The organism is Mesorhizobium sp. WSM4844 (genome assembly GCF_055811775.1).
In genome coordinates this window covers 1-16390 of sequence record NZ_JBVVQB010000091.1, presented here as the reverse complement: position 1 = coordinate 16390, position 16390 = coordinate 1, and the positions used below count along the sequence as shown (strand labels likewise).

General features: G+C 62.9%; 14 protein-coding genes. 4 read left to right on the top strand and 10 right to left on the bottom strand.

Going from position 1 to position 16390, the window contains the following annotated elements; genetic code table 11:
• Positions 1-251: 251 nt before the first annotated feature.
• The 5 genes from AC0L2A_RS34660 to AC0L2A_RS34640 all read right to left on the bottom strand — a co-directional run bounded on the left by AC0L2A_RS34660 (position 252) and on the right by AC0L2A_RS34640 (position 5141).
• On the bottom strand, positions 252-497 hold the full coding sequence (locus tag AC0L2A_RS34660) for a MoaD/ThiS family protein (protein WP_023799104.1): 246 nt from the start codon (positions 495-497) through the stop codon (positions 252-254).
• On the bottom strand, positions 497-2761 hold the full coding sequence (locus tag AC0L2A_RS34655; RefSeq protein ID WP_473612678.1) for a xanthine dehydrogenase family protein molybdopterin-binding subunit: 2265 nt from the start codon (positions 2759-2761) through the stop codon (positions 497-499). Before AC0L2A_RS34655 ends, AC0L2A_RS34660 begins: the two co-directional genes overlap by 1 nt.
• A 2-nt stretch (positions 2762-2763) precedes the next feature.
• The gene (locus AC0L2A_RS34650; RefSeq protein WP_128246968.1) at positions 2764-3240 is read right to left on the bottom strand and encodes a (2Fe-2S)-binding protein; all 477 of its coding nucleotides are present in this window, start codon (positions 3238-3240) and stop codon (positions 2764-2766) included.
• Positions 3240-4100: an FAD binding domain-containing protein gene (locus AC0L2A_RS34645; RefSeq protein WP_128170315.1), complete on the bottom strand. Its 861-nt coding sequence runs from the start codon at positions 4098-4100 to the stop codon at positions 3240-3242. The genes AC0L2A_RS34650 and AC0L2A_RS34645 overlap by 1 nt, the downstream gene beginning before the upstream one ends.
• Positions 4101-4205: 105 nt before the next feature.
• Positions 4206-5141 (bottom strand): hypothetical protein, encoded by a 936-nt coding sequence (locus AC0L2A_RS34640; RefSeq protein ID WP_473612676.1) that lies wholly within the window; start codon positions 5139-5141, stop codon positions 4206-4208.
• A 148-nt stretch (positions 5142-5289) separates the two neighbouring features.
• Here AC0L2A_RS34640 and AC0L2A_RS34635 point away from each other — a divergent pair, with 148 nt between their 5' ends.
• Positions 5290-5556 carry a hypothetical protein gene (locus AC0L2A_RS34635; RefSeq protein ID WP_473612675.1) on the top strand — a complete coding sequence of 89 codons (267 nt, stop codon included), beginning with the start codon at positions 5290-5292 and terminating at the stop codon, positions 5554-5556.
• A 352-nt stretch (positions 5557-5908) separates the two neighbouring features.
• Here AC0L2A_RS34635 and AC0L2A_RS34630 read toward each other — a convergent pair whose 3' ends face one another.
• The 4 genes from AC0L2A_RS34630 to AC0L2A_RS34615 form a co-directional block, all read right to left on the bottom strand.
• Positions 5909-7882, bottom strand: coding sequence for a putative bifunctional diguanylate cyclase/phosphodiesterase (locus tag AC0L2A_RS34630; RefSeq protein ID WP_473612673.1), 1974 nt, complete (start codon positions 7880-7882; stop codon positions 5909-5911).
• Between the two features lie 21 nt (positions 7883-7903).
• On the bottom strand, positions 7904-8434 hold the full coding sequence (locus AC0L2A_RS34625; RefSeq protein WP_473612672.1) for a putative pterin-binding protein: 531 nt from the start codon (positions 8432-8434) through the stop codon (positions 7904-7906).
• 314 nt (positions 8435-8748) lie between these two features.
• Complete coding sequence (locus AC0L2A_RS34620) at positions 8749-9513, bottom strand: slipin family protein (RefSeq protein ID WP_473612671.1); 765 nt, start codon at positions 9511-9513, stop codon at positions 8749-8751.
• A complete protein-coding gene (locus tag AC0L2A_RS34615; protein ID WP_473612670.1) occupies positions 9510-10904 on the bottom strand; it encodes an NfeD family protein in 1395 nt (464 codons plus the stop codon). The genes AC0L2A_RS34620 and AC0L2A_RS34615 overlap by 4 nt, the downstream gene beginning before the upstream one ends.
• 185 nt (positions 10905-11089) lie before the next feature.
• Here AC0L2A_RS34615 and AC0L2A_RS34610 point away from each other — a divergent pair, with 185 nt between their 5' ends.
• The 3 genes from AC0L2A_RS34610 (at position 11090) to AC0L2A_RS34600 (ending at position 15191) form a co-directional block, all read left to right on the top strand.
• Positions 11090-11830 (top strand): 2OG-Fe(II) oxygenase, encoded by a 741-nt coding sequence (locus tag AC0L2A_RS34610; RefSeq protein ID WP_473612668.1) that lies wholly within the window; start codon positions 11090-11092, stop codon positions 11828-11830.
• A gap of 457 nt (positions 11831-12287) precedes the next feature.
• Positions 12288-13373 (top strand): phosphate ABC transporter substrate-binding protein PstS, encoded by a 1086-nt coding sequence (gene pstS, locus AC0L2A_RS34605; protein ID WP_473612667.1) that lies wholly within the window; start codon positions 12288-12290, stop codon positions 13371-13373.
• 87 nt (positions 13374-13460) lie between these two features.
• The gene (locus AC0L2A_RS34600) at positions 13461-15191 is read left to right on the top strand and encodes a Na/Pi cotransporter family protein (protein ID WP_473612666.1); all 1731 of its coding nucleotides are present in this window, start codon (positions 13461-13463) and stop codon (positions 15189-15191) included.
• Positions 15192-15372: 181 nt separating this feature from the next.
• Here AC0L2A_RS34600 and AC0L2A_RS34595 read toward each other — a convergent pair whose 3' ends face one another.
• Positions 15373-16131 carry a pseudouridine synthase gene (locus tag AC0L2A_RS34595; RefSeq protein WP_473612679.1) on the bottom strand — a complete coding sequence of 253 codons (759 nt, stop codon included), beginning with the start codon at positions 16129-16131 and terminating at the stop codon, positions 15373-15375.
• Positions 16132-16390 lie beyond the last annotated feature (259 nt).

Below are 16390 nucleotides of genomic sequence, written 5' to 3'. Positions count from 1 at the left end.
TATGCAGCGGCCCAGGATAAATGCTGATCTGTAGTGATCCTTCGCGCCCCCTCTGTCCTGCCGGACATCTCCCCCACTTGGGGGGAGATTGGCAGCTTCGGCTTCGGCACTCATCCTGCAACGCTGGTGATTGGTGAAGGCGCCGATGACGGCCGATCTCCCCCCTTGTGGGGGAGATGTCCGGCAGGACAGAGGGGGGCGCCTTCTGCACGTCGTGACGCTCTGAGGTAACGGAGTGGATGCCGCCTATTTTATCCCCCCGCCAGTCTCGGCAGCAGGAATATCTCAGCGCCCTGCGGCAATTCCTTCGACCAGGTGTCGCGATAGATAACCCCGTCTATGGCGACTGCGATGCCGCGGTCGATGTAGGGCTCGAAGCCGGGATACTGCTCAGCCAGCTTCCTGAACAGCTCCCGAATATCCTTCGCCTCGATCTCGACCTTGCTCTTGCCTCCGGCGATTGCGCCGAGCGATCCCCAGAGCGTTACTTCGACCATCAGCCTCCCCGTTCCGCCTCGATCGCCGCGAGAATCCGCGGCGGCGACATCGGGATATGCGTCATCCGCACGCCCGCGGCGTTCGACACCGCATTGGCGATTGCCGCCAGCGGCGGCACGATCGAGGTCTCGCCGACGCCACGCACTCCGTAAGGATGGTTCGGATTGGGGATCTCGAGGATCTGCGTGTCGATCATCGGCAGGTCGGAGCAGACCGGGATGCGGTAGTCGAGGAAGCCGGGGTTCTGCAGCCGCCCGTCCTTGCCGTAGACGTACTCTTCGTTGAGCGCCCAGCCGATGCCTTGCGCGGCACCCCCCTGGTACTGCCCCTCGACATAGGTCGGGTGCACCGCCTTGCCGGCATCCTGCACGACCGTGTAGCGCAGCACCCTCGTGGCGCCGGTCTCCGGATCGACCTCGATATCGCAGATATGGGTGGCGAAGGAGACGCCGGCGCCGTCGGCGACGAGCTCGCTGTGGCCGGCGATCGGCCCGCCGGTCTTTCCTGACCCGGCCGCGATCTCCTTCAGGGACAGCGCCGCAAGGTTGCCGTACTTCTCGCCTTTGGCGATGGCGTGGCCGTTTTCCCAGACCACGTCGTCGACGGGAACATCCCACATCTGCGCGGCGCGTTCCCGCAGGATCTTGATGGCGTTGCGGGCGGCCGAGATCGTCGCCATCGAGGAGGAGAAGGTACCGCGGCTGCCGTCCGTCATGTCGTTGTAGCCGAGGCTGGAGGTGTCGGCGACCACCGCCTTGACCTGCTCATAGGCGATGCCGAGTTCCTCCGCCGCCACCAGCGACAGCGACGCGCGGGAACCACCCACATCGACCGTGCCGACGGCAAGCGAGACCGAGCCGTCCATGCCGATGTTGAGGTCGGTGCAGGTCTGGCCGCCGAAGTTGAACCAGAAGCCGCAAGCCATGCCGCGGCCCTGGTTCTTGCCCAGCGGCGCCTGCATGTGCGGATGGTTCTTCGCCGCCTCCAGCGTCGGTCCGATGCCGATCGGGCCGTAAACCGGACCGTAGGACGATCGGGTGCCTTCCTGGGCGGCGTTCCTGATCCGGAACTCGACCGGATCCATGCCGATCTCCTTGGCCAGCTCGTCGACGGCACTTTCCACTGCAAACGCCGCCATCGGCGCTGACGGCGCGCGATAGGCCGCCGTCTTCGGCCGGTTGACCAGCACTTCGTAGCCGACCGTCCTGACGTTAGCGAGATTGTAACAGGCAAACGCGGTCATGGCGCCGAGCTCGGCCCACATGCCGGCATAGGGGCCGCAGGAATAGCGCAGCGTCGCCTCGGCCGCGGTGATCGTGCCGTCCTTGCGGGCGCCGATCCTGACGTCGATCGAGGTGGCACTGGTCGGCCCGGAGGCGCGGAACACCTCGTCGCGCGTCATCACCAGCTTGACCGGCCGGCCGGCCTTGCGCGACAGCGCCAGCGCCACCGGCTCGGCCCAGACGTGGGTCTTGCCGCCGAAACCGCCGCCGATCTCCGACGAGGTGACGCGCAGCTTGGAGGCTTCCATGCCAAGCAGCTGAGCGCAGTGCTGGCGGTAGACGAAATGGCCTTGCGTGCAGACCCAGAGGTCGGCGGTGCCGTCGGAACTGACGCTCGCCACGCAGGCATGCGGCTCGATATAGCCCTGGTGCGTCTGCTCGGTCTTGAAGGAGCGTTCGACGACGTAATCGGCCTGGCCAAATCCCTCATGGATGTCGCCATGGCCGTACTGGCTGCGTTTGGTGACGTTGGACGGCTTGACGGGCTTTTGCTCAAGGCCCTCGGTGAAGATGGTGTCGTCGAGCACGGGCGCCGAGTGCTTCATCGCCTCGTCGACATCGGTCACATGCGGCAGCACTTCATAGTCGACCTCGATCAGCTTCAGCGCCTGCCTTGCCGTGCGGGCGTCGACCGCGGCGACCGCGGCCACCGCATGGCCGTCATAGAGCGCCTTCTTGCGCGCCATGCAGTTGTCGAGGATGTCGTACATGGCGGCATCGCCGTCGGTGAGGTCGGGCAGGTCGGCCGCGGTGATCACCGCCTTCACGCCGTTGAGCTTCTCCGCCTTCGAGGTGTCGATCTTCCTGATCGCGGCGTGCGCGTGCGGGCTTCTCAGGACACGCCCGACCAACTGGCCGGCCATGTTGAAATCCGCGCCATAGCGCGCGCGGCCCGTTACCTTGTCGACGCCGTCGGGGCGGATGGGACGCGTGCCGACGGAGGCGAAATTGCGTCCGGAATAGCGCGGATCGAAGTTCATCGTCAGGCTCCCTTCATCACGCTGGCGGCGTCCTGGACGGCGCGCACGATCTTGTCATAGCCAGTGCAGCGGCAGAGGTTCCCGGCGAGGCCGAAGCGGATTTCCTCCTCGGTCGGGTCGGGGTTCTTGGCCAGCAGGTCTTTCGCCGCGATCAGGAAGCCCGGCGTGCAGACGCCGCATTGCAGCGCTGCGTGTTCGAGGAACTTCTGCTGCAGCGGATGCAGCCTGTCGCCGTGCGCCATGCCCTCGATGGTTTCGACGCGCCGGCCCTCGGTCTCCGCGCCAAGCACCAGGCACGAGCATACCAGCCGGTCGTCGAGGATGATGCTGCAGGCGCCGCAGTCGCCGGTGCCGCAGCCTTCCTTGGCGCCGGTCAGCCCGAGGCGGTCGCGCAGCACGTCGAGCAGCGTCTCGTCCGGGTGGCAAAGGTACTCGACATTGTCGCCGTTGATCGTCGTTGAGACTGCAATTGCGGCCATCACTTGCCTCCTGCACGCGCATAGGCGGTCGTGGCGGCCCGCCTGGCCAGCACACCCGCAACTTTTCTTCTGAACTCGACCGTGCCCCGCTTGTCGTCGATGGGGCGGCAGGCCCCCGAGCAGACCTTGGCGAGCCGCTCAAGTGCTGCTTCGTCAAGTTTCCTGCCGATGAGGGCCTCGGCCGCCTCTTCCACCAGCAGCACCGTCGGCGCCACGGCACCCAGCGCCACGCGGGCCGATTTGACGACACCTTGCTCGTCGAGCGTCAGGTTCACCCCGGCGCTGACCACGGCGATGTCCATCTCCGTGCGTGGAATGAAACGCAGATAGGCATCGCCGGAGCGCGGCGCGCGCCTGTCGAGCAGGATCGCCTCGATGATTTCTCCCTTGGCGAGCGACGTCTTGCCAGGCCCGGTCGGGACTGCCTCCACCGCGACCGTGCGCCTGCCTCCTGGACCGACAATCAATGCCCTGGCGCCGGCGGCCACCAGCGCCGGCACGCTGTCGGCCGCCGGCGAGGCGTTGCAGAGATTGCCGACGATCGTGCAGCGACCCTGCACCTGTTTCGAGCCAATCAGCTTGGCCGCTTCGACGACGCCCGGCCATTCCCTGTTCAAGGCCGCGCTCTCTCCCATCAGGGCGCAGGACACCGCGGCACCGATGCTGAAGCCTTCCGCCGTTTCCCTGATCTCGCCCAGTCCGTCGATTGCCTTGATGTCGACGATCAGGTCGGGCTCGATAAAGCCGCCTTTCATCCTCACCAGGAGGTCGCTGCCTCCGGCGAGAATGGCGGCGGTGCCAGGCGAGCCGGCCAACTGGCCAACGGCATCTTCCATTGAAAGCGGACGTATGTAGCGCATCGTCTCCCCTTGATCATCGCAATTCTGTCGGCCTGTTATAGAGCCTTGGATTGGAATGGTCATCCGGTTCTGCATGAGCAGCGATTAGGCCAGGCGCGTCCGCGTTCAGGGCGCCGGGTTGAACTGGAGCAATTTGAAACAATCGCCGCTTCCCGACTTCAACTGCGTCAGGAAGCGTTTCGACCGATCGATCCATTCCTGGTGCGATCTGGCATCGGCTTCGATCTCGTCGACCGGTCCAAGCTTGACGAAGCTGCGCCCCTGGCTGAAAAGCCAGCACGCACGGCCGAGAAGTCTTCGGCTGCGCTGGCGCAAGAGGTCGGCATCATAAAAGATGTCGAGCACCTCCTGCTTGATCTTTGCCGCCTTTTCAGGATTTGCGATCGCAACCGCGATTGGCTCGCCGCCGATCGCATCCTGCAGGTCCTTGTAGTCGAGGGCGAGCTGAGTGGTGGCATATTTGATCTCGCCCTCATCCCTGACGATGTTGAACCACAACATGGGATCGAGTTCGTTGACGACGAACGATGCTTCGAAATCGCGCGACAGGTTCAGGATCTCGAACGCTTGAACTTCAACGTCGCGCTCAACCAAAAGGATCTCGGCGACCTGTTTGCCGAGTTCCGCCCCGTGCGCGCTGATCGCGGCGTTGGTCCCGCCGAGTTCCGGACTGATATAGGGTCCGCCATCATCCAGCAGCGCATCGAATTCGCTGAGGTATTCGACTACGGCCGCCCCGCGAGCAATGCGCGCGGCCAGTTTGGCGAGAACCAGCTGGAGCTCGGTTTCGCGTTTGCGCTGCTCCTGATAATTCTGCTGAAAAAAGAAGATGAACAGGGAAACGCCAATTCCGATCAGGATCACGCCGAGTTGGGAAAAGATGTTGCGATAATACTCCAGCAGCTTTTCACGATGGCGCATGTCGTGGCGCACGCTGTGCGCCACACGAGCATTGACGATCAGCGAAAGGATCAGCAGCCCGGCACCGACCAGGATGAGGCCGCCGATGAGGAAATAGCCTTGCCCTGAACTGAAATCCATTCTTTTGCCGCGTCCTGAAGCCCGAGACCGCGCAGACTAATCCCATTCCGTTTCAACGCCTACGGGCGCCCCCAAAAGCGTGCGCTCGCCTAATACTTTAGTTGTAATCTGCCGCGTGTTTGATATCGTGACAGTGGGAGGAATTCAGATGGCCGTGGAGTGCAAATCCGCGCCCTATATGGGCGTCTTTTCAACCATTGAACTGGATCTTTTGAGGGGTGTGGTGCGGGAAACTTTGCGGTCCGGCGAAGCGGAGCTCGACAACGAGGACGCCGAAAGGATCGCGCGTGTGGTCATCGCAGCCTACAAGGACGGCGCCTCGGGCCGCGAGGAATTGCTTGAAGCCGCCCGGATTGCCGCCAGGCGCTGCGCCCTCGACCATTTTTACGATCGAGCAGTCGGCCTGTTCGCATAGGACTTCGCAGCTGACGCACTTCAGGGCGGTGTTGCTCGTTCGACATTTCGTTGCGCACGTCGATCTCGTCAGTCGCTGCGGCCTACCTTCTCATGTCCTTCGAGCCGCAAGTCTGCCATCGGCTGCGAACCGTCGGTGGCAAATCTCACTGGCAGATCGCAAACGTTGGAGATTGGCCGAAACACCCCTCCACTTCGTCATCCTAGGCGAAGCAAGGAGCGAAGCGGCGCGGCGCAGACCCTGGGATCCATGCCGTTACCTCAGCCGAAGAATGCTACGGCCCAGACCCGAACGCTACCACCCCGTTCCGCGAAAAAGCTCGAACCATTCTGGGTTGGGTCGGCAGCGACCCTTACGCAGAAATACCCAGCCTGAACTTGTCCGTATCTCTCATCCTGCCTTGCCTCGCGGCCAGGTGGTTCGTCAGCAGATTTTCTTCGATCGGCTGTGACAGGAAAAACCCTTGAGCGCTGTGACAATGCTCGGCGATCAGGAAATCGAGCTGCGCTTCGTTTTCCACCCCCTCTGCCAGAACGGTCAAGCCGAGGGAATTGGCCAGTGCTATAATGCCTCGAACGACGTTCTGTTTTTTCTTCGACGCTTCCAGACCGCTCAAGAACGATCGGTCGATCTTCAACCGATCCAGGTTGAAATCGGCAAGGTAGCCGAAACTTGAATAGCCGGATCCAAAATCGTCGAGTGCCAGACCGACGCCGATATTTCGAATTTCCGTCAGCATGTTCAAGGCGTTTCGGCTGTTTTGGATAAGCACCCCCTCCGTTATTTCCAGTTGCAGGCGCGAGGGCGGCAGTCCTGTTTGTTGCAGCACCAGAACAAGGTGGGCGAAGTACGCATCGTTCTGAAGGCTTTTGCCCGAAAGATTGACCGAGCAAACGAAATCATCGGCAGATAGTGGCGCCCATCGAGCTGCCTGCAGGCAAGCCTTGCTCAGCACAACCTTGTCGACTTCCATTATCAGGTCGCTTCGTTCGGCAATTGGAATGAATGACATCGGCAGACGAATCGCTCCCGAAGCGGGGTCGCGCCAGCGCACAAGCGCCTCGGCGCCGATCATGCGGCCGGTTGCCAGTTCGAACTGCGGTTGCCAAACCAGAAAGAACTCGTCGCAGTTAAGCGCACGCTTGATCCCAGCTTCTTCGCCGAGCTGCATATCGAACTGATTGAGGATTGCAGGCGAGAACGTCACGAAGCCAGAGCGTCCTTCGGCTTTGGCGACATAAAGAGCGCTGTCCGCGTTGCGCAACAGGGTGGAAATATCCGAACCATGTTCGGGGAAACACGCCATGCCGATACTGGCTCCCATCCGCACGTGGTGGCCCGCGAGTTCGGCAAACCGGTTCAATTGCTCGCGAAGCCGATTTCCGAGAGCATCGGCTGCCGCGTGCCGGTCCCCGATCGCCATGACGGCGAACTCGTCACCGCCCAAACGGATGGCGACAACTTCGTCGGGCCGTTCGACCGATTGCAGGATTTCGGCGACGGCTTTCAGCAAGAGATCACCGATGTGATGACCGAACGTATCGTTCACGCCCTTGAAATGATCCAAATCTATCAGGAAAAGGCGGAGTTGCTTGCCGGCCAGCCTTGCCCGGTCCAGCATCACGTCCCTGTTGGCTGACATCCAGGCACGGTTCTTCAATTCCGTCGTCGCGTCGCGCCAGGCCAGAAACTCCAGTTTCCTTATCGTTTCCCGACGGCCGATGAGCAATACGGCAGTTCCGATCGCCAGCAGCGACAAGACCGCCAGAGCGAATGCAATCTGGTAGTTGAATTTCTTCAGGCTTCTTTCCGCCGAATAGAGATCTACGTTGATCTCATCTCCATATTTGTAATATTCGTCGTTCATCATCGCTACGAGATGCTCGAGCTCCAACCCCATTTCCTTCAAGATATTTTCGTCGAGAGGCGGCCCGGCCGCAATCATGGCATCAAGCCGTGTCACCGCGTCAACGACACGCGGAACGATACTTGCGTAGGCGGGAATCTCGCTCGCTGTCCCGGCGCCGTCGATCCGCTTGAATCGGATGTAGACCAGGTCGTTCGCCGCCGATAACTGCTCAAGGCTGTCTGCAGAGCCGGGGGCGGCCTGGGCGAGCGATGTCATGTCTTTGAGGTGGGTCACATCGCGTATTGCAATGTGGAACTCGCGGATGGCGAAAAAGCCGAACCGCGGCAGCGAATATTCGATCTTGCTGAGGCTGAGAAACAATACGGTGATCAGGACGGCAGAACTGGCTGCTGCAGCCGCAATGGCGGTCCCGTAGGTGACGGGAACGCGCCAGCCTCTCGATCCAAAGCGTGCCATTCGAGCCACGCCGGAGCTCGATCAGCCGCCAGGCTCGAGCGTCTTGATCAGCCAGACCCAGCGTGGTTTGTGGATTGGCGTATCGAAGGCCGGGTGGTCGTTGAGCGGATAGACCAGCCGGGTCGGACCTTGCGTGCGTCGGGTCAGCAATTTTCCGTTCTGGCGGGTGGCAAGCAGGAGAGGACCTTCCGTCCAATCTTGGCGCGGAATTATCTGCACATATTCGTCAACCGCCCGCAGAACAACGGAATCCTCGCCTTCCAATCCAACGAGCTTGAGCACATCGCGGAACAGGACGCCTTCAAATGTAAGCTGCCCCTTTTCAAATGGACTTGCGGTGGTGACCCTGTAGAGACCGAGCTTTTCCAGCTGTCGCAACGTGACTGGCACCGACTTGCCGTTGTTCTGAACATTGAAGGCCACAGTGTCTGGCGATTCCGGGAGCTCAACGGGCTCCAACGCCCCGGCCGGCAGGATGCAAAACGCCAGGACTGCCAGCATGATCAGACTGCGCTTAAGCGATGAAAATCCTGTGTTGAGCAAGGATGACATGCGCAATCCTTTTCTTGTCGATGGGCCAGCACCCAGCCGTCGCCACGACCTTCATTCGGGCAGGCGGGTTTAACATTGCCATGAATGTCTAATTTTTCCGTTAGCCCTATTCGGCCGACGAACCGGGAGAGACGCGCACGGCGAAACTGCCGATCTCCCCCGCTCGTGGCGGAGATGGCCGGCAGGCCAGAGGGGCGCGCGAAGGATCGCGGCCTCGTTCCAGCCTGGGTTCCTCGGCCCACACGATGGCCCATTATTGTGGGGCGAGATGCCTGCTAGGGCAGAGGGGGCTGAAGGATCGCCGGCCTTCGAACTCACTTCTTCTCGCCGGTCGGCCTGATGAAATGGCCGAGCAGATCCATCGGCACCGGAAACACCACCGTCGACGAGCGCTCACCGGCGATGTCATGGAGCGCCTCGAAATAGCGCAGCTGCATGGCCTGCGGTGTCTCGGACAGCATCTTGCCGGCCTCGACGAGTTTTGCCGCCGCCTGCTGTTCGCCGTCGGCATTGATCACTTTCGCACGCCGCAGCCGTTCGGCCTCGGCCTGCTTGGCGATGGCGCGGACCATGTTCTCGTTGAGGTCGACATGCTTGATCTCGACATCGGAGACCTTGATGCCCCAGGCATCGGTCCGCTGATCGAGGATCTCCTGGATATCGCTGTTGAGCTTGTCACGCTCGGCCAGCATTTCATCGAGCTCATGCTTGCCGAGCACCGAGCGCAACGTGGTCTGTGCCAGCTGGTTGGTGGCGGTCATGAAGTCCTCGACCTGGATCACCGCCCGCTCGGCGTCGACGATACGAAAATACAGCACCGCGTTGACCTTCACCGAGACGTTGTCGCGCGAGATCACGTCCTGCGGCGGCACGTCCTGGACCACCACGCGCAGGTCGACCTTCACCATCTGCTGCACGAAGGGGATGAGGATGATCAGGCCGGGTCCCTTGACCCCGGTGAAGCGGCCGAGTGTGAAGACCACACCGCGCTGATATTCCCTCAGGATGCGAATGGCCGCGGACAGGAACATGACCATGACGAGCGCTGCTACCAGATAGGCCACATAACCGATCATCATTGCCTTGCTCCATCGCTTCGCACATTGCGGCGCCGTATCGTCAGCACGAGACCCCTGACATCAGCCACCTCGACGCTGTCGCCCACTGCAATGGGTTCGTCGGCTTTCGCCCGCCAGCGCTCACCCCGGGCAAGCACGTGGCCCTCGCTGCCCTCCCAGTCGAGGACCTTGGCCGGCAGCCCTTGCATGGCCTGTGCGCCAACACGCGGAACGTTCTTGCGGGCCGCCCACAGATAGCTGCCGGTCAGCAGCGCCAGGCCGAGCGTCAGGATGGCGGCGGTGCCGATGACGGCCCACGACATCTCGAAGCCGGGACCTTCGATCCTGAGCAGCATGGCAGCGCCCAGCAGAAACGCAGCCACGCCTCCCAGCCCAAGCACTACTGTGGGATTAAAGACCTCGACGACGAGGAAGATGATGCCAAGCAGCATCAAGGCAAGGCCGGCATAGCTGATCGGCAGGAGATTGAGCGCATAGAGCCCGAGCAGCAGGCAGATCGTGCCGATCACGCCTGGCGCGACCGCACCTGGGCTGGTGAACTCGAAGACGAGGCCATAAACGCCGATCAGCATCAGGATGACGGCGATGTTCGGGTCGGTGATGACGGCAAGAAGCCGGATGAGCCAGCCGGGCTCCAGCGTTTCAACCGGCAGCCCTTTGGTCGCCAGCACCTTTTTCCTGCCGGCGATCTCGACCGACCGGCCGTCGGCCAGCTGAAGCAGTTCGGTCGTGTCGCGGGCGACGAAGTCGACGACACGTTCCTGCAGCGCCGCGCTGGCCGACAGGCTGGCCGCCTCGCGCACCGCCTTTTCACCCCAATCGGCATTGCGCCCGCGCAGTTCAGCCAGGCTGCGGATCAGGGCAACCGCGTCGTTCGTCGCCTTGGCGATCATCGCATTGCCCGCCGGTGGATTCTTCGGGTCCTTGCCGGCGTCCGGGCCATTGTTCTTGTCGTCGCCGGGAAAGGATGGCATCGGCCCGCCCATCTCGATGGGCGTTGCCGCGCCCACATTGGTGCCGGGCGCCATCGCCGCCACATGGGTTGCGTAGAGGATGTAGGTTCCGGCGCTCGCCGCATGCCCGCCGGCGGGCGCGACATAGCCGATGACGGGAACCGGCGAGGCGAGGATGTCGGCGATGATCTCACGCATGCTGGTGACCAACCCGCCCGGCGTGTCCATCTGCAGGATGAAAACCTCGGCGTTCCGTTCTGCGGCCACCGCCAGCGCTTCCTCGAACTGCATGGCGCTCGCCGGACCGATGGCGCCGTCTATCTCGATGCGCAGCGCAGTCCTCTCCTGGCCGTTTGCTTCTCCGGTTAGGAAAGAAGAACAAACAGCCACAGCGGCTACGAGAGCCGCGGCAATCAGGGCTACACGCGCCAGTTTCACGCTCAAAGCTCCCTATCAGGGATATGGGCCCGGTTTTGCCGAAATCCATGCTGCGTCGCGGCGGTGAAGCTGATCCAGGGCAACGGGGCGTTGTGCCTAACCCGGTTGGCAGGAAACGGGTGGTTTGCACGCGCCGATTCACCCATCTGATTGCAGAAGCCGATGAAGCCAGAGGAGGCAGAGCCATGACCATACACACGGTTCCAGAAGCAGCGGTCCGATCGGCGGAAGCGCGCGTCGCCGGATATGACTGGCAGGCACTGGCCGAGGAGATGAGCGGCTATGGCTGCGCGGTGATGGAAAAGCTGCTGACGTCAGAAGAATGCCGGGAGATCGCCGGGCTCTATCCCGACGAAAGCCATTTCCGCAGCCATGTCCACATGGCGCGGCACGGCTTCGGCAAGGGCGAGTACCGCTACTTCCGCTATCCCTTGCCAGAGCTGATCGGCGGCTTGCGCACCGCACTCTATCCGCGCCTTGCCGCCGTCGCCAACGACTGGAACGAGCGCATGGGCATCGCCCAGCGCTACCCGGACGAACACGCCGCGTTCCTCAAGCAATGCCACGAGCAGGGCCAGACGCGGCCGACGCCGCTCCTGCTCCAGTATGGCCCTGGCGACTTCAACTGCCTGCATCAGGATCTCTACGGCGATCTTGCCTTCCCGCTGCAGGTGGCAATCCTGCTGTCGGAACCGGATAAGGATTTCACCGGCGGCGAGTTCGTGCTGACCGAACAGCGCCCGCGCATGCAGAGCCGCGCCGAGGTGGTGCCGCTGCGCCAGGGCGACGCAGTCGCCTTCGCGGTCCACAATCGTCCGGTCCAGGGCAGCAAAGGCAGCTACCGCGTCAATCTCAGGCACGGCGTCAGCCGGATTCGCTCCGGCCTGCGCCATACCGTCGGCATTATCTTCCACGACGCGAAATAGGGCTGTCCCTGCGTAGAGGCGACCAGCAACTTCGTGCCAAGGGGATCTGTTGTCGGAGTCGGCGCCGCCCCTCATCGCCCTGCCGGGCACTTCTCCCCGTGTGACGGGGAGAAGGGACTGGTCGCACCGTGGCGGATATTCTGCAACGCTGGTGATTGGCGAAACCATCGATGAGAGCGCCCCTCTCCCCGTCACTATACGGGGAGAGGGTGCCGGCAGGCAGGTGAGGGGCAGCGCAAAGCTGAAGCGATTGGCTGCCGAACAATTCTTCAGGCAACCGCGGCAATCGCGGAAAAATAAAAATCTCACCCGCAAAGATCTTTGTCATCCAATCGTTAACCAAGGTTCATACGGTGAGCGGTGTTGTTTCTCTGCCGGCGTTCGTTCGCCGGGCGGATGACTGTTGATATCTGCCAAGACTGAAAAGTAGCTATTTGTTCGCGAGTCGGGGATCGCCATGATGTTTCCAGCAAGCTTTGCGTCACTACGGCGCAAATCGGCGAAGATCAGCGGCGCCATCACGCTTGCTGTTGGCCTGATGATCGGGGCCGCTGCGCAGGCCGAGCCTATCCGCGGCGCCGGATCGACACTGGCCGCCCCAATCATCGGCAAATGGGCAACGGCCTACGAGAGCGCCCGCGCCGACGGCGGGGACTATGTCTCGCCCGACTGGAAGGTCGACTATGAAATCGTCGGCTCGCTCGCCGGCGTCCTGCGTCTCGATCAGCCGGACGTCGACTTTGCCGCGACGGATGCGCCGATCAATGCCGCCGAACTCAAGAAGGCCGGCCGCCAGCAGTTTCCGATCGTGATGGGCGCCATCGCCGTCGTCGTCAATCTCGACGGCATCGGCCCGGAAAGCCTTCGCCTGACGGGGCCGGTGCTGGCCGACATCTATCTGGGCAAGATCCAGTCATGGTCCGATCCCGCGATCAAGGCGGTGAATCCGGATCTGACGCTGCCCGATCTCAGGATCAGCGTTGTTCACCGCAAGGATGGCTCCGGCTCGACCTTTGTCTTCACCGAGTACCTGTCGGCGGTCAGCGGGGAGTGGAAGGCCAAATACGGCGCCAATACACTGATCTCGTGGCCGCTCGGCACTGACGCGGAAGGCACACAGAACCTCATCCACGCCGTGCACGACACGAAGGGCGCGATCGCCTATGCCGAATCCGGCCAGGCCCAGCGCGCCAGCCTTGCCTACGCGCTGATCCAGAACAGAGCCGGCAAGTTCGTCAAGCCGGAGCCGCAGGGCGTGCAAGCTGCCGCGACCTCCATCGACTGGGCGCAAACGACCGACTTCTTCGCCTCGCTGACCGATCGAGACGGCGATGCCGCCTATCCGATCAGCGCGGCGGTGTTCGCGGTCGTTCAGGTCTCGGGCCGTTCGGAACATCGCTATCGCCGCGTGCACGACCTTTTCCGGCTCGCCTTCGCCCACGGCGCTGATGACGCCGCCGCGCTCGGCTACGTGCCGCTGCCGAAGGCGCTCGTCGCCCGGATCGAGCAATACTGGGCAAGGCTGGAGCCGGTCGGAAACTGAGCGGAAGAGCCAGGCCGCTGCTTCGCGCAGCGCCTGAACTGAAATTCATATCGCGCCGTGATGGCGGCTTGTTGGGGACTGCGTGACATGGACATCGATATCTTCAAGGACATCCTCGTGCCGGTGATCGGCGGGTTGGGCATTTTTATGCTCGGCCTCGACTTCATGGCCAACGGCATCCAGGCGCTGTCGGTCAACCGGATGCGCGCCTTTCTCGCCAAGGCCGCCGGAACGCCGATCAAGGGCGTGCTGGCGGGAACGCTGATCACCGGCGTCATCCAGTCGTCGACGGCGATGAGCGTCATGGTCGTCGGCCTGGTCAATGCCGGCGTCATCGCGCTTCGACCGGCGATCAGCGTGATCATGGGCGCCAATATCGGCACCACGCTCGGCAACGGGCTCATCGCGCTGCCGCTCGGTCCGCTCGGGCTGATCCTGGCCGGCGTGTTCTCGCTGATCTACTGCTTTGCCAAAAGCGAGAAGGTCAAGAACATAGCGCTTGCCGGCATGGGCTTCGCGCTGATCTTTTATGGCCTCAACCTGATGACCGGCGGCCTGCGCCCGCTGCGCAATCTGCCCGAAGTCATGGCACTGCTTCAAACACTGACGGCCGACTCCTATCTCAACCTGCTCAAATGCGTGTTCATCGCCGCCGGCGTGACCGCCATGATCCATTCGTCCTCGGCGACGATCGGCATTGTCATGGGCCTTGGCGCCGCCGGCATTCTCGACTGGACGACGGCCGTCGCCTTCTCGCTCGGCGCCGATCTCGGCACCACGATCACCTCGTGGATGGCTTCGCTCAATCTTTCGAAAAACGCCAAGCGCACCGCTTACGCCCACATCTCCTTCAACATCATCGGCGTGTGCATCACCATCCCGCTGTTCTTCGTCTCCATGCAGGTCCTGGAATGGGCCATGCAGTTCTTCGGCGGCGATCCCGCCATTCCGGTGATCGTCGACGGCAAGGAGACCTTTCCCCTGGTGCCGGTCGCGGTCGGCCTCTACTCGACCTTCTTCAACGTCTTCAACACGCTGTTGCTGTTTCCGTTCATCGGGGTGTTCGAGCGGGTCCTGTCGCGTGTCGGTCACACCGATGCCGAGGACACGGAAGATTTCTCGACGCCGCGATTCCTCGACCGCAAGCTGGCCGGCGATTTCGCCAAGGCCGTTCCCGCTGTCCAGCAGGAGACGGCCCGCCATCTGCAAGCCGGCGCCATGTTCCTCGACATCGCCCGCTCGTCGAAGAAGGCGCCGTCGGATCCGGGCGAGCACTACCTCGCAACCGATATCCTCAGCCGCGACATCCGCGCCTACACCGCCGAATTGATGAAGGAGGATTTGCCCTACGACCAACTCGACCTGATCGCCAGCCTGATCGAGGAAGCCGACTTCACCGCCGCCCTGACGGAATCGATGCATCAGGTAGCGCGCCGCGTGCGGCGCGAAAAATTCAGCAGTCCGGCGCAGGCCATCGTCGACGTCGCGCTGAGCAAGCTCGATGCCTCGCTGCGGCAGATTTTGCCGACTTACGGCATCTCCGACCCGAAGGTGCCGGCCGGCCATGTCAATCTGCCGGAGGTCGAGGAACTGCGTGCCCGCACGCTGGCGCTCGGACCCAATGCCGGCGCCGCCGAACGCGGCACGATCCTGGCGCTGCTCGGGTCGATCGAGCGCGCGGAAATCCTGATCCAGCGCATCGATGCCGAGCGCAAATCGGTCAACCGGCAGAGCGTGCTCGCCCGGGCGTCGGCACGCAAGGAAACCAGGCCGCACGCGATGGGCGATCCCGGCCTCAGCCCGGTCCCGGCCGAGTAGCGGGCGCCGATCTTCCTTCTCCCCTTGTGGGAGAAGGTGGCCTCGCGAAGCGAGGTCGGATGAGGGGTGTTCCAGCTTGGCGCCGACGGCGATCCTTCCAACACCCCTCAACCGTCTTGGCGCTGCGCGCCAATCCACCTTCTCCCGCAAGGGAGAAGGGAGCGCGCTTCGGCGCCTTCGCTCAGCCTTGAAACAGCGCCAGTTCTTCGGCCGTGAGGTGGCGGGCCTTGCCCTTGGCGAGGTCGCCGAGCCGCAAGCGGCCGATCGCCACCCGCACCAAGCGAAGCACCTCGACATCGTGCGCGCCGAGCAGCCGGCGGATGTGGCGGTTGCGGCCCTCGTCGAGGGTGACTTCCAGCCAGGCGGTGCTGGCGCCGCTGCGCAGGATGTCGATCGACCGCGCCGTCAAATCTTCGCCATCGACCGTGGCGCCGGCGCGCAACCGCGCCAGCAGGGCCGCGTCGGGCAGGGCGCCGATCTGCACATGATAGATCTTGGCGACGTGCGAAGCGGGGTCGAGCAGGCGCTGGGCGAAGCGGGTGTCGTTGGTCATCAAGAGCAGGCCCTCGCTGGCCTTGTCGAGGCGGCCGACCGGCGACACGAAGGGCAGGTCGAGTTCAGCCAGGCAGTCGTAGACGGTGCCGCGGTCCTGCGGGTCGTTGCGGGTGGTGACCAGGCCGCGCGGCTTGTTGATCATCAGATAGACCTTGCGCGAGGCGACGACGCGGCTGCCGTCGACCTCGATGCGGTCGCGGCCGGGATCGACGCGCAGCGAGCCGTTGCGCACGATTTTGCCGGCGACCCGGACGCGCCCTTCGGCGACCAGAATTTCCGCCTGCTTGCGCGAGCACAGCCCAAGTTTTGACAGGGCACGACAAAGGCTGACGCTGGGGGAACTGACGCCTGGGTTGGGCCGGCCGGTGTTCGGCCGTGGCGCCATGGTTTTGCGTGATCGTTCCGGCAAGTCAGGTCTTTCCCGCCACCTGAGGTGAATATTTGCTAACAGAAAGCCGCCGGGGTGGATATCTGGATTTCTCGATAGGAGTATCCGGACGTGTGAGCTGCGGCCCTCCGTTGCGACAGGTCGCCTCCGGACATCATGGCAAAGTTGGCGGGACAGCGCCCCCTCTGTCCTGCCGGACATCTCCCCCACAAGGAGCGAGATCGGCAGCTTTGCCAACCGCGCCTCTTTTTCAAAG